At 43.0% G+C, this 13,975-nt stretch carries 12 protein-coding genes; 4 read left to right on the forward strand and 8 right to left on the reverse strand.

The features are described 5' to 3' along the window. Nucleotides 1–8 precede the first annotated feature (8 nt). From QNM18_RS12575 to QNM18_RS12605, 7 genes are all read right to left on the reverse strand, one after another. Entirely contained in the window at nucleotides 9–1,619 is a 1,611-nt protein-coding gene (locus QNM18_RS12575; RefSeq protein ID WP_211011189.1) for a DUF342 domain-containing protein, read from the reverse strand. Nucleotides 1,620–1,995: 376 nt separating this feature from the next. After that, on the reverse strand, nucleotides 1,996–2,388 hold the full coding sequence (locus QNM18_RS12580) for a RidA family protein (protein WP_023399754.1): 393 nt from the start codon (nucleotides 2,386–2,388) through the stop codon (nucleotides 1,996–1,998). An 11-nt stretch (nucleotides 2,389–2,399) separates the two neighbouring features. Then, nucleotides 2,400–4,502 carry a bifunctional GTP diphosphokinase/guanosine-3',5'-bis pyrophosphate 3'-pyrophosphohydrolase gene (gene spoT, locus QNM18_RS12585; protein WP_211011187.1) on the reverse strand — a complete coding sequence of 701 codons (2,103 nt, stop codon included), beginning with the start codon at nucleotides 4,500–4,502 and terminating at the stop codon, nucleotides 2,400–2,402. A gap of 183 nt (nucleotides 4,503–4,685) precedes the next feature. Then, complete coding sequence (rpoZ, locus tag QNM18_RS12590; protein ID WP_211011186.1) at nucleotides 4,686–4,961, reverse strand: DNA-directed RNA polymerase subunit omega; 276 nt, start codon at nucleotides 4,959–4,961, stop codon at nucleotides 4,686–4,688. A 121-nt stretch (nucleotides 4,962–5,082) separates the two neighbouring features. Next, nucleotides 5,083–5,706: a guanylate kinase gene (gene gmk, locus QNM18_RS12595; protein WP_284137416.1), complete on the reverse strand. Its 624-nt coding sequence runs from the start codon at nucleotides 5,704–5,706 to the stop codon at nucleotides 5,083–5,085. A gap of 97 nt (nucleotides 5,707–5,803) precedes the next feature. Beyond that, on the reverse strand, nucleotides 5,804–7,816 hold the full coding sequence (locus tag QNM18_RS12600) for a methyl-accepting chemotaxis protein (protein WP_284137417.1): 2,013 nt from the start codon (nucleotides 7,814–7,816) through the stop codon (nucleotides 5,804–5,806). A 503-nt stretch (nucleotides 7,817–8,319) separates the two neighbouring features. Next, on the reverse strand, nucleotides 8,320–8,994 hold the full coding sequence (locus QNM18_RS12605) for a hypothetical protein (protein WP_284137418.1): 675 nt from the start codon (nucleotides 8,992–8,994) through the stop codon (nucleotides 8,320–8,322). 227 nt (nucleotides 8,995–9,221) lie between these two features. Between QNM18_RS12605 and QNM18_RS12610 the strand changes: the two genes are divergently transcribed. Beyond that, nucleotides 9,222–10,355 carry a helix-turn-helix domain-containing protein gene (locus QNM18_RS12610; protein WP_284137419.1) on the forward strand — a complete coding sequence of 378 codons (1,134 nt, stop codon included), beginning with the start codon at nucleotides 9,222–9,224 and terminating at the stop codon, nucleotides 10,353–10,355. A 155-nt stretch (nucleotides 10,356–10,510) separates the two neighbouring features. Continuing rightward, nucleotides 10,511–11,368 (forward strand): alpha/beta hydrolase, encoded by an 858-nt coding sequence (locus QNM18_RS12615; RefSeq protein WP_284137420.1) that lies wholly within the window; start codon nucleotides 10,511–10,513, stop codon nucleotides 11,366–11,368. Between the two features lie 142 nt (nucleotides 11,369–11,510). Here QNM18_RS12615 and QNM18_RS12620 read toward each other — a convergent pair whose 3' ends face one another. Further along, a complete protein-coding gene (locus QNM18_RS12620) occupies nucleotides 11,511–12,371 on the reverse strand; it encodes a YicC/YloC family endoribonuclease (RefSeq protein ID WP_284137421.1) in 861 nt (286 codons plus the stop codon). A gap of 153 nt (nucleotides 12,372–12,524) precedes the next feature. Here QNM18_RS12620 and rph point away from each other — a divergent pair, with 153 nt between their 5' ends. Together rph and pyrE are read left to right on the forward strand one after the other, a co-directional pair. After that, nucleotides 12,525–13,238, forward strand: a complete 714-nt coding sequence (gene rph / locus QNM18_RS12625) for a ribonuclease PH (protein ID WP_023399777.1) — start codon at nucleotides 12,525–12,527, stop codon at nucleotides 13,236–13,238. 14 nt (nucleotides 13,239–13,252) lie between these two features. Then, nucleotides 13,253–13,897 (forward strand): orotate phosphoribosyltransferase, encoded by a 645-nt coding sequence (gene pyrE, locus QNM18_RS12630; protein WP_023399778.1) that lies wholly within the window; start codon nucleotides 13,253–13,255, stop codon nucleotides 13,895–13,897. Nucleotides 13,898–13,975: the final 78 nt, after the last annotated feature.

Below are 13,975 nucleotides of genomic sequence, written 5' to 3' on the forward strand. Positions count from 1 at the left end.
ATGTCCCCCTAACTTTTAAACTCAATTTCAATTTGGCCGTCTGTTAATTTTGCCGTGCACGGAGGGTAGCTGCGATTTGTTGTATAAGTTTTATCAAAAATATGGATCTCAACACCAGAGTGAAGTGCCGAAGTCGCCTGCAGATGTGTGCCTTCAAGTAATTCATGCAATGTATGGTCGAGTTCGCTGAGTTTGTTTTCCAATGCTTCAGCCTGTTGACAATAATGAGTTTGAGTTGCACTGATTTTTGCCATGAGCACTTTCTTTTTTTCGACATCTTTAAGCTGATCTGCTTTTTCAACAGCCTTTTGGAGGTTATCAAGTTGCTCGTCAGTTTCACCCAAATCTCTTATGCATTGGTCAGTTTTACTGGTAATTTCAACACCTGAGTTAGCAAGATAGACAGACATGGTTGCACCTGATGGGCTGCCTATCTCTCCCGCTGTAATTGATTGGGCATCAAATACTGTACCGCCTATAAGTTTCCCGCGAGGGTTATCTTCTAAACCTATTCTGACAGTTCTCAAGGCCTTTATATCACAGTGGTTTGCTTGTTTTTGAATGTAGATATTTCGCGCTTCCAAATAGGTGTACTGTCCGTGCACGATATCAATGTTGCCCTCGGCAATGAGCTTGCAAGTTAAGCTTTGGTCGTTATCACTGTGATCTAAGTGGCCAATAACGCCTCCACGCACCTCAATATTGCCTTCACTGATAATTTCTCCTGACTCAACGGTGCCCATGATCGTAATATCACCAGATGCTTTTACGCGCATACCTGGTTCGACATTGTGAGTAACAATGACACTGCCGCTAAATTCAATATGTCCGGATTTAACATTGACGTCAGCAATGGTAAAAATATCATCTACGCGCATACCATTTTGAATATCGGAAGGGCAGCCGGCAATGGTTGCAATGAGTTCTAGTGGGTTTGATGGAGAAATTTCTGTGCCTTCTCCTGCAACCAGCTGAAAAGAATCACCGGGCTTAGGCTCTATGCTATCTCCTGTCACTGTAAACCCCTCTTTGCCCGGCGTCGCTGGACGTTGAGTGATCAACAGTGTGCCTGGTGAGACGCTGGATAAAGCGCCAAAATCACGCATATCTACTGTGCCATCTTCTCTGAGTTTTGGTTGCTTCAAGCGTTCTTTTAGGGTCAAAACATGCGAGATCAGTTTGGCTGGAAGGCCATTTTCTGGTGGTCTACCCTGTGCGATAACGCCGTGATGCTCAGAGCCCGGGGGGGCATCAAATTGTTTGGAGAGAATGTTTTCTAAGAAGGCTTGTTTATACCCTCTACATACGCCGGACTTTACAATGATTTTTTTAGCTTGATCTAGGCTAATGAGGCTGCCACCTTGCGCTGTCGTTAAAGTGGCTGAAGCCTGCATTTTATCTTCTGAAACGGAGATCCGTAACTGGGCGTTTTTTTGTTTTGCGACCAACAATTGTTGCTCAGCAGCTTGGCTCTGGAAATAGGCGGCAATGGAGTCGTGATCTACTTCACAATCGGCATAGGGTGAGCACTCAAGCGCCTCGACGATGAAGGCTTGGCTAGGTGGCGTAGCTGACGCAACGTCCATTAATATTTGGCCATCTTTAGTGACTTTAAACACAGACTATTCCTTATAGACCGAGCGGCTCTATAAAAGAGTCCGCACTTCAACTTACCCTTTTTATTTGCAGTGGCGCAAAAAATATCTCACACACAACATATTATTTGTAGTTAGTATGACAACCAAATGCTTAATAAATTCCGACATTCACCTTAAAGCTGCAAAGCCAAGCTTTGATTGACTCATTTTAATTAGGTTATACGTATGTATGTGTTACCAGCTTGCTTAATTAATATTATGTAGTCAAGCTGTTAAGATCAAAGTTCGCTGGAGAATTTTAGGCTTTTTGTGTATTTGCTCTCTTCATTTAACACATAGAAGCAAAAACGGCCCACTTTTAGCGGACCGTTTTGATGTGAGTGCTACAACGAAAAAATTAATTCATTGAAGGCAGCTCCATAATGCCGTCAATTTCTATCTGTACATTTTTTGGCAACTCTTTTACACCTATTGCTGCTCTCGCAGGGTATGGGGTTTTAAAGTATTGGCTCATAATCTCATTGACGGTTGCAAAGTTACTCAAGTCCGTCATGAAAATGTTTACTTTCACCATATCCTGAAGTTGTCCGCCAGCCGCTTCACATACAGCTGATAGGTTTTTAAATACTTGGTGTGTTTGCTCACTAAAATCTTCTGAAACGATTTCCATCGTGTTTGGCACCAATGGAATTTGGCCAGATAAGTAAACAGCCGTGCCAACCTTAATGGCCTGATTGTATGTACCGATTGCGGCAGGAGCTTGATCGGTAGAAATAATCGCTTTGTTCATAATAACTTCCTTTAGCGTTTTCTATACACGCGTTGCACGTCTGGCATAACGCGAATCTTACGCATAATATTTGCGACGTGGATCCTATCTTTAACGGTCACGCCTAAATCTATAATATATAAATTACTTTCTTTTTCTTCAGTGGCGATTTCAACAATATTCGCTTGTGCACTGGCAACCACATTGGTCAGCTTAGCTAGCGCACCTTGGTGATTGATGATTTCAACGCGCAGGGCTGCAATGTATTCTTTTTCTGGGTTATCTTCCCATTTTACAACACAATATTTAGCGCGCTCGCTTTCCCAGCCTTTGATGTTGCGACACTCTTGTCTGTGTACCATTAAGCCTTTACCTTGGCTAACGTAGGCTGCGATGGCATCACCGGGAACAGGGCGGCAGCATTTAGCATAGGTGACAAGCATACCTTCAGTACCAATTATTGCTGCCTTTGCTTGTTTAGCAAGGCTTTCAATACCATCGTCCGCTTGCAGTAGGCGTTTGGCTATGAGCACACTCATAATATTACCGTTGCCAATCTCGACTAATAGCTCAAGCAGGGTATTGAGGTCGTGTTCTTCCAGTACGCGCTCAATTTGCTCGGTTGGAATATCATCCAGTTTTTGTTCGCCTAACGCAGAGTCGAGCAGTCGTCGACCAAGTTGAATGGACTCTTCTTGATGTTGGCTTTTCAGGTAGTTTCTCACGCCTAAACGCGCTTTACCTGTGACGATGAAGTTAAGCCATGTCGCATTGGGGTGCGCCCCAGAACTGGTAATAACTTCAACCGTTTGACCTGTGTCTAGTGCTTTGCTTAGCGGATAAGGTTTGCGGTTAACTCGAGCTCCAACGCAGGTGTTACCAACATCGGTATGAACGGCATAAGCAAAATCAACAGCAGTCGCGCCCATGGGGAGCTCGACGATTCGGCCATCTGGCGTAAACACATAAATCTCTTCAGGGAAGAGCTCTGTTTTGACGTTTTCGACAAATTCAAATGATGAACCGGCACTTTGCTGTAATTCAAGTAAGCTTTGCATCCACTGACGCGCGCGTTGCTGAGCTGTATGTCCCGCACTGTCACCTGATTTTTTATACATCCAATGTGCCGCAACCCCTTTGTCTGCCATATGATCCATATCATGGGTACGGATCTGAATTTCAACAGGGATACCGTGTGGGCCGACTAGCGAGGTGTGTAAAGATTGATAGCCATTGGTCTTAGGTACCGCGATATAGTCTTTGAAGCGTGTTTCAATTGGCTTATACAAGTTGTGAGCTACACCGAGGACTCGATAACAGGTATCTATGTCGTCGACATTGATGCGAAAAGCATAAATATCCATGACTTCATTAAAAAGTAGCTCTTTATTGAGCATCTTACGGTAAATGCTATAAAGGTGTTTTTCACGCCCTTTGACAGAAGCCGTGATGCCACTTTCTTCTAAACGAGATTCAATCTCTGTCTGAATATTGCTGATCACCTCTTTACGGTTACCACGCGCTTTGGCAACTTCAGATTTTAACGCTCGATGGCGCATCGGATACAAGGCTTGAAAACCTAAGTCTTCAAGTTCATTTTTGATATCGTGGATACCTAAACGATTGGCAATAGGCGCAAATATTTCGAGTGTTTCTCTGGCAATGCGTCGACGTTTTTCAGGTCTTAAAAACCCTAATGTGCGCATATTATGTGTTCTATCAGCCAGTTTGATAAGAATAACACGTATATCTTGTGTCATTGCCATGATCATCTTGCGATAGTTTTCAGCTTGAAACTCTTTTTTATCTTTAAAGTCGAGTTTGTCTAGCTTACTGACTCCGGCAACGAGTTCAGCAACGGTTTCACCAAATATCTCAGCCAGATCCGCCTGACTAAAATCGGTGTCTTCGATAACATCATGCATCAGTGCAGCCATGAGGGTTTCATGGTCTAACTTCATGCTGGCAAGTATCTGTGTCACTTCAACCGGGTGAGTGATATAGGGTTCACCACTTGAGCGAGTCTGACCTTCATGCGCTTCACGAGCGACAACATAGGCTTTTTGTACCAGCTCGACGTCTTCTGGTGATAGGTACTCTGAGATTTTTTTCTTGAGGCCTTCAAATAGATACATTCACACTCCAATGTTCCAGTGAAGTTAATAGACAGTTATTATTGAATATACGATGAATTGGCTCGGAAGCCAACGCATACGCGTATAGCTTTTGCAATATAATGAAAAAAAACGCCAGCTAGAAGCTGGCGTTATCTTAAACTTTGCTTAGATTCGGCTTAAAAAGCCGTCTAGAAGTTTATTTTAGCGGTTACCACCAACGATAGCTGCTACAGCTGCAAGCTCAGCGGCCTCTTGGTTTTGTTGCTCTTCACGATCGATCATATCTAGAGAGTCTGTTGTTACCAGACCTTCTTCAATTTCACGTAGCGCAATAACGGTTGGCTTGTCATTTTCAGCATCAACCATTGGATCTTTGCCACCAACAGAAATTTGACGAGCGCGACGCGCTGCAACAAGGATTAAATCGAAACGGTTACCAATTTTATCTACTGCATCTTCTACAGTTACGCGAGCCATCGAAGCACTCCAAAAAATTATACATTTAGCAAAGGGCTAGTTTACTTGAAACCACCGAGTTCGCCAAGTGAATGGTTAAAATTTATCGTTAATCTACACAGTAATAGGGAACAATGCAGGTTTATTCTGCTAACAGTTCCGCTATTAGGGTCTGATGACGTACTTGTTGTGCTTTAGTTTGTAGTCTCGCAGCAACAACGATGTGCTCAAGTTCTGTTAAAGCAGTCTCAAAATTGTCGTTAACAATGACATAGTCAAACTCGTTGTAATGACTACTTTCTGATTTTGCTTCGGCCATTCTTGCTGCGATTACTTCTTGAGAATCTTGGCCGCGATTGTTTAAGCGCTGCTCCAGTTCACTTTGAGAAGGAGGTAAAATAAATATTGTTTTTACTTCAGGTAAAAGCGTTCTAACTTGTCTTGCACCTTGCCAGTCGATGTCTAGAAAAACATCAATACCATTGTTTAGTTGATCTTCAATGGCCTGTTTTGATGTGCCATAGTAGTTTTCAAATACTTGCGCCCACTCAAAAAAGTCCCCTTTATCGATCAACGTTTTAAATTCATCCACTGTGACAAAGTGGTAGTGCTCACCATTATTTTCTCCCGGACGAGGGGAGCGTGTTGTATGGGATACTGAAACTTTAATGTTGGCTTGTTTGTCCAATAAAGCTTTGATGAGGCTAGATTTACCTGCTCCTGAAGGGGCAGATAAAATAAACAAGTTACCGCGTGTCTTTGTCATAGTGGAACCTTTGTGTACGCAAAAGGGAGCAATAGAGCTGATTACTGCCCGTAAAAAGCCCTATTTTAAATCTTTGTGCGTCTAGTTACCAGTTTGACTAACTACGTAATCTAAATCGACTCACTAAAACAGCCAGCTCTTCGGCTTGCTTGTTAAGCTCTTGTGCAGAGTGCGCTGCGACTTGCGTGTCTTGCAAGGAGCTCTGACTCGATTGCTCAATTTGTGAAATATCACGTGCCATTTCGCTTGCGACAACAGATTGCTCCTCGGTGGCAGTTGCGATTGACTGGATCATGGACGCAATTTCACTGGCACCTGTAACAATGCCTTCGAGTTGTGTTCCCGCATCTTCAGCCATAGAAACACTATGATTTACTTGAGCAACACTGTTTTCCATGGACTTAACAGCATGCTCGGTTTGAGATTGAATTGACTGCACAGTACTGACAACTTCTTCAGTGGCTTTTGAAGTGCGCTCGGCTAAGGTTCGAACCTCATCTGCTACTACGGCAAACCCGCGGCCCTGTTCGCCTGCACGTGCAGCTTCAATTGCAGCATTGAGCGCCAGTAGATTAGTTTGTTCTGCAATGCTACCTATCACGCCAATCACATTGCCTATTTGGCTACTGAGTTCACCGAGATGGGTGACATTTTCAGCGGTGTCTTGCACCTCATTGGAAGCTGACTTTATTTTCTCTACCGTTGATGTAACCGTTGATCCCCCTTCAGATGCGAGGCTGCGCGCGCCATCTGCATGACTGGCTGCGACCTGACTTTGCGATGCTACCTCTGATACCGTGGCGCTCATTTGTTCGATTGCCGTAGCAACCTGAGTGGACTGATCTGCTGACGCCTGACTGCGAGACGCTATCTGGTTATTGGTCTCTGCAATGTTGTCGCTGGAAGTTTTGACATCATTCACCACATTGCTGATGGCTTGCAATAACGTATTCAACGAGTTCGACATTTTGTTAGTGGCTTCGGCCAAGCTATCAATTTCATCCTTACCTTCATGAGACAGAAGTGGTCTTGAAATATCACCTTCACTTATTCTTTCGGCTATCGTAAGCACTTGGCTCAATCTGGTTACAATCGAACGGCTGATCACATAGGCAACCGCAATCGCTATGATGGCCGCGATTAAAGTGATCATAATAATAATCACCAAGGTGGTATTGAGACCTTCTACGAGTAGGTCTAATGCCCTTATGGCATCGTCTTTTTCTTCTTCGCTCGATACATCAAGGATTTTAGACAGCTCAATCATTTGCTTTGACGTCAAATCAGCGAGTTTACGCTGTGCTGTCACATATGCCGTAGAGTCATAGCTTTCAAATACATGTTTAGCTTCGCTTTGAATTGTGCCGAACATCTCTTCAATACGAGCGATATCTCGCAGCTCATTCGGTTTTTGTTCAAGTGGCTTGAGTAAATTTAAGTAGTGCTTAAAGCTCTCTGCATCGTCATTAAAATCAGCTTCTGCACCGGTTGCTCCTGTGGTATGAGAAATGATGGCCGCTATCATATCGCCAGCTTCATCGACCAGTTCTAGATAGTATCTGACCCCCGGTAAGTCATCGTTGAGAGACTCTTGTAAATCGGTAGATTTAAGCGCGTCATTGAACTCTTGCTCTTTTAAAGAGTCCAGTAAACTTTCCAACTGTTCACCCGTTTCTTGATCAAGCTTATCTACGCGTCGCTTCACCTGTTCATAAGCTCTTGGGTCATATTTGGCGAATATTTCGTTGTTAACTTCACGGTGGAAGGTTTCAGCAAGGGTCATGATCCGCGCCATTTTCTCGCGGTCAGCTTGTTTTGCCGACTCATATCCATATAGCTCTTTTTGGGTAGATTTGAACCGCTCAAACAGTTGGTTAAATTGCCCAACTTTACTGATATCTCCATTTAGGTATTCCAGTGCGATGTTGCTTAATTGATACTCTAAGTGCAGCAGTCGGTTGTACAAAATCATGCCCGGCAAATCGTCGCCTTTTACTTCAAATGCGCGGGCAGTTTCGGTGGAAACTTTAAACCAAACGACAGTACTGGAAAACACCATCAATGCAATGAGGCAGCCAAAGGCCAAATAAAGCTTTTTACTCAAGTTCATATTGTTACCCAAGAAAGTTACGTACTCCGATTCCCTGGAATATCAAATTTGCCTTCCCAAATTATTATTTAAGGATACGAAAATTGCGAATTTCAGAATTAATTTGAGTGATTGTTTCTTATCCGGATATGAAGAAGTTCATAAATTGGAGTTGCTTGGTTAAAGTACAGGTTTTAAACGTCAAACAACCAAATACTCGATTTGAACAACTATTATCGAATTGTGATATTGGGCTTTCTGCATTTTTGAAACATAGCAGTGCTTAATTGGGCTGCAATAACGTTGGTAAGTCAGGCTAAAACGCAGTGTGGCTAAAGAGTGTTCAATTAAACTATTTATGCCCTCTCGATTAATAGTGGTGTTGCAAAGCACGACTGCTGTTTAAGCTTTTTTGATAAAGGCGGGTGGATAACTGGTACTCATATTACTCAAGCAAACACGTTTTTAGCAAACAAAAGCCAGTGCGCTAGCCACTGGCAATCAATACAAAATAGTTTATAGCGCTAAAACTTATTCCAAAGTTTTTGGATTTTACCTTTAAACAACCAGTACACCATAAGGCCGAGTACGAACTTTTCTGGCAAGCTTAACCATACCGAATATTGTAGGCTCTCAGGGAACAACTTGGCTTGCCCTTCGAAAAAAGCACTGCACGCGATATATAAAGTAAAGGCCATTCGCCAAATGTGTTGGCTAATGCGCTGCTTATTGTTTTGAGCCTTCCCAAGTCCAAACAACAAGTCATAACCAAAAGCAATTAAGGTGGCTAACGCAAATTCATAGTACTTGATCGCTGGAATTTGGAAGTGGCCAAAATCATCGGTGATGCCATTCATGGCAAGGTAGCTTAAATAACTGGCATAAACAAAAACGGGGAAACCCAAAAATATCGGTAAGTACCTTGTAACTATTAGATATTTAAACTTTTTCTGAACATATAACCAACTGGTTGCAACCAGATAAGCTGTCAACACCGCGGCAAACATAGAAATATGTACAGCTCTTATATAGGCGTAATAAAACCCAGTCACAGCCATTAATATCATGGCTATCACGTATATTCGGCCAATGAAGATGTGGTTAAGCGACCCCTTTTTAGCAATAAAGGCTGAAAAACCCGCAATTAGTCCCGCACCACCAAACACCATGTGGCCAACCATTCCCACTGTTAAACTCATTATTACCTCTCTTTGCTTTAACAAGGATATCGCGTTAAATCTGCACTATTTGTTGTAACGATGCGTCCGAGAAAGCTAGGTAGGACTAAAAACTGCTTCAAAATGAATGATTAAAAGCGTGCGCTGCGGTAAATTAGGAGTAACTATAAAGCGCTCAGGAATACCATTTAGTACCGATGGCAAGTCTAGATATTTGGAAAGTCATAATTTCGTCAATGACCATTGCAATGTGTTTTTTATCAATGGCAATAGTGCTGACTAAGCAATCTGGACGAAGTGATCAAGAGCGATTCCTTGCGCTATTTTTGTTTATTTATGGTTTGGTTAAGTTTGACCAACTTTACATGCACACTAGCAGTTTTGAAATATGGCCGCATCTTGCGGGGATCATGTTCTCGCTCAAGCTATTTTTACCTTCTGTTATGTACTTTTATACTAGGTCGTTAACCGAACAAAAAGAGCAATGGTTTAAGCGCCAAGATACTTTTGCATTATGCGCTCCTTTTATCGCAGTGTTAGTTGCTACGCCTTATTATGTGTTGTCGGCAGAGCAAAAGGTGGCGCTCATGAACCCGTTAATGCGCGATCCTGTGTTGTATGAGCGTGCTGTATTAGGGTGTCAGATAGGTTTGGTTTTATTTGTAGTCACTGCTTTTACATACTTGGGCATGTCTTTTAAGTTGTTCAGAGCCCATACATCGCGACTGAGAATGTTGTTTTCACAAATTGAAGATAAACAAATTAGTTGGTTGCGATGGGTAATTATCGTTATCACATTGGCTTGGATTTGGTACGCAATTTGTGAGCTATGGCTGCTGACAGGTAAGCAACCGGGCAGTGTTTATTTAACCAATATGGTTATTGAAATGTTCTTTGTTGGTTTTATTGCACTTCAGGGCATCAATCAGCAACCAGTGTATCAAGAGTCTAATGCTGAGTTGGGTTGGGTCGAAACAGCCTCAAACTCAAATAGCGAGTCGGTGTATACAAAGTCGAGTTTGACACAAGAAGTGCGAGTGGAGATCGCCAAAAAGCTGCATCATGTTATGGATGTTGAACAACTCTATAAAGACAGTGAGTTATCGCTGCGGACTTTGTCTGACAAAATTCAAGTCTCTGAAGTGCGAATATCAGAAACCTTTAGTCAGCATATGAAGACAAGCTTCTTCGATTTTGTGAACCAACACCGAGTGCGCGAAGCATGTCGATTACTTCAACAAACGGATCACAAAATTGTCGCAGTTGCTTTTGACGCGGGTTTTAATTCACGTTCGACATTTGGTGCTGCATTTAAAAAGCATATAAAACAAAGTCCTAGCCAATATAGAAAGCAACATAGCGCAAACGCTGCATCAAGGTGAGGTTAAAAGAGATAAGTAAGGTGCGTAATCCATAATGTGTCCAGATAAGCTGGGTCGGTCGCTTGCATACTATTTCGGTGAAAATATAGCGTTTCATTGACCAATGTTGTTTGGTCCAAATTTAACGACAAGATTTAAGCCAAAATAGGATTAATATGTACAGATTCTTTATTTTATCTCTTTTATTTTTTTATCAGCACCTTGCATGGGCAAACCTTGATGCAACAAGCAAACTTCCTGCATTTTCATTACCCAACTCGTCTGTTTATGAAATTAAATCAGAGAAATTGGGTAGAACCTATCCTGTTTTTGTTGCTGTTCCCAAAGGTTACTCAAAAACAGCGAAGACCAAATACCCAGTGGTTATTGTGAACGATGGTCCTTATGCATTTCCGTTAGCCGTCAGTTCACTGAGTGTCCCCATGAGTGCTGGTGTGCTCGAAAAAGTCATTTTAGTGGGTATTGGATTTTCGAAGGGAGACAATATGATGCATAGCCGCATTCGAGATTATACCCCTTCGATTGATGCCAATTGGAGTGCTTTCAAACCCGGTCAAGCTCAGCAGTACCTAAGCTTTATTGAAAGCGAGTTACTGCCATTTATTGAAGCTAGATATTCAATTGACCAAGACAAACGCACCTTGGTAGGGCATTCTGCTGGTGGCTTATTTGCAAGTTACGTATTACTCAATAAACCAGATTTGTTCGAGAGCTATGTGGTATTAAGCGGCGCTTTTTTCTGGGATAAACGACTTATGTTTAAACAAGAGCGCCAATACGCCAAAAACCACGATGACCTAGCAGCTCGGGTGTATTTTGCCGTAGGCACGCATGAAACATCAAAAAGGTATCCTTTCCAATGGCTGGAAGATCAAACTGAATTTGTAAAACAGCTGTCAGATCGGCGCTATGCAAACTTAAACATTAAACAGGATGTGATCGAGGAGGGGCTGCATGAAACAACCTTCCCAATTGGGTTTATGCGCGCAATGCAGTGGCTTTATTCTAGGTGATATAGCTATCAGTTTAAGATAGCTGGTTTTAAATTGCTTAGTTGAGCAACTGTCTAGGAACCCTTGCAATCGTATTTGCCAATAAACACAAAAAAGCCCAGCAATGCTGGGCTCTTATCAAAAATTCAGTTTTACCAAAATATCACTCAATATTCTGGATCTGCTCACGCATTTGCTCAATTAATACTTTAAGCTCAACGGCGGCGTTGGTGATCTCTGAGTTGATTGACTTAGAGGCTAGGGTGTTCGACTCGCGGTTAAACTCTTGCATCATAAAGTCCAAACGACGGCCGCATGCGCCGCCTTTTTTCAAGATTTTATGCGTCTCTTTAACGTGAGACTTTAAGCGGTCTAGCTCTTCTGCTACATCTTGCTTTTGTGCAAGGTAGATAAGCTCTTGCTCTAGGCGTGACTCATCGATATCAGCTTGTAGCTCTTCAAGTTTTTGCGAAAGTTTGTCGCGCTGCCACTTGGTGACTTCTGGCATATGGCTTTCAACGATAGATACTTGCTCAAGTATGCCGTCTAAACGTGTGGTGATCATGCTTTCAAGGTTTGCACCTTCTGATGCTCTGGCTGCTTTAAAGTCTTGAACTAACTCATCAAAGCCAGCTAACAAAGCGCCATTGACTTCGTCTAAATCAACTTCTTCCGCTTCCATAACGCCTGGCCAGCGCAAAATTTCGGTCGGGTTAATATCGCCACCGCTGATAGATTGCACCCACTTTGCGTTTTCAAGGATTTGTTTTGCAAGGGTTTCATTGATAGACAGCTGACCAACGTGAGCTGGGTTTGCTGCAAATTTTAAATAGACTTCCACTTTGCCTCGCTGTAATTGCTTGCGAAGGCGTTCACGTACTACTGGCTCTAGTGCCCTGAATTGCTCCGGCGCGCGGATAAATGTTTCGAGATAGCGTTGATTAACTGAGCGGATCTCCCAAACCCCAGTGCCCCAATCGCCTTTAATCTCTTTTCGAGCGTAGGCGGTCATACTATGGATCATATAAAGTTCCTATTTAATTTGGTTTGCGTGGCCATTATAGCCTAAGAAAAACGCTGCTCGATAGGTAAAGCTAAGATTTCTTTTGGTATTGCGTGGCATAGCGCAAAGGATCCCTTTATAATATTGCGAAACTTTGATGATAGGGGAACGTGGATGCGTCCAAGCGAAAGAACTGCAAATCAGATTAGACCTGTAACATTTACCCGTAACTATACAATGCATGCCGAAGGGTCGGTGCTTGTAGAGTTTGGCAATACAAAAGTGCTGTGTACAGCCACTGTGGAAGCGGGCGTACCGCGTTTTATGAAAGGACAGGGTAAAGGTTGGATCACTGCAGAGTACGGTATGCTTCCTCGCTCTACTCATACCCGTAATGGTCGTGAAGCTGCAAAAGGCAAGCAAGGCGGTCGCACTATGGAAATTCAACGCCTGATCGCACGAGCTTTACGTGCCGCTGTTGACCTATCTGCACTGGGTGAAAACACCATTACTATTGATTGTGATGTACTGCAAGCAGATGGCGGAACGCGTACTGCATCTATCAGCGGTGCTTGTGTTGCCCTTGTTGATGCACTGACGCATATGCGTGCCAAAGGTATGATCAATGCCAACCCACTTAAGTTTATGATTGCGGCGATCTCAGTTGGTGTATACAACGGCGAAGCCATCAGTGATTTAGAGTACCTTGAAGACTCAGAAGCTGAGACTGACATGAATGTGATCATGACAGAAACAGGTAAGTTAATTGAGGTTCAAGGCACTGCTGAAGGTGAGCCTTTCTCATTCGAAGAACTTGACGAGTTACTGGCGCTAGCCAAGCATTCAATTCGTGAGATCATCGATATTCAAAAACAAGCATTAGCGTAAACAAAAGGTTAGTTATGAAACAGTATCAAAAAGATTTTATCGAGTTTGCTCTTGAAAAGCAGGTACTTAAGTTTGGTGAGTTTACGCTTAAATCAGGTCGTACAAGCCCTTACTTTTTTAACGCTGGTTTATTTAACACTGGCCGCGACCTTGCGCGCTTAGGTCGCTTTTATGCTGCGGCACTAGAAGATGCGGGCATTGAGTATGATGTGCTGTTTGGCCCTGCGTACAAAGGTATTCCAATTGCAACAACAACAGCGGTTGCACTTGCTGACCACCATGACAAAGATGTGCCTTACTGCTTTAATCGTAAAGAGAAAAAGCAACACGGTGAGGGTGGCAACCTAGTAGGTTCTGAGCTCAAAGGCCGTATCATGCTAGTTGATGATGTAATCACAGCAGGTACCGCGATCCGTGAATCCATGGAAATCATCAAGGCGAACGAAGCGGACTTAGCGGGTGTGTTAATTGCGCTTGATCGCCAAGAAAAAGGCAAAGGCGAGCTTTCAGCGATTCAAGAAGTTGAGCGTGACTTCGGCACTGCAGTGGTATCCATTGTTAAGCTAGCTGATTTAATTACTTACCTTGAGCAGCAAGGTAGTGCTTCTGAGCACTTAGCAGCAGTGAAAGCTTACCGCGACCAATATGGTGTTGCTTAATCAGCTTCACTCGATTTGAAAAATACCAGCCAAGTGGCTGGTATTTTTTTGTCTGTGCAAAACTGTTTTGCATATAAA

This window comes from Pseudoalteromonas obscura, from assembly GCF_030135505.1.
Lineage (GTDB): Bacteria > Pseudomonadota > Gammaproteobacteria > Enterobacterales > Alteromonadaceae > Pseudoalteromonas > Pseudoalteromonas obscura.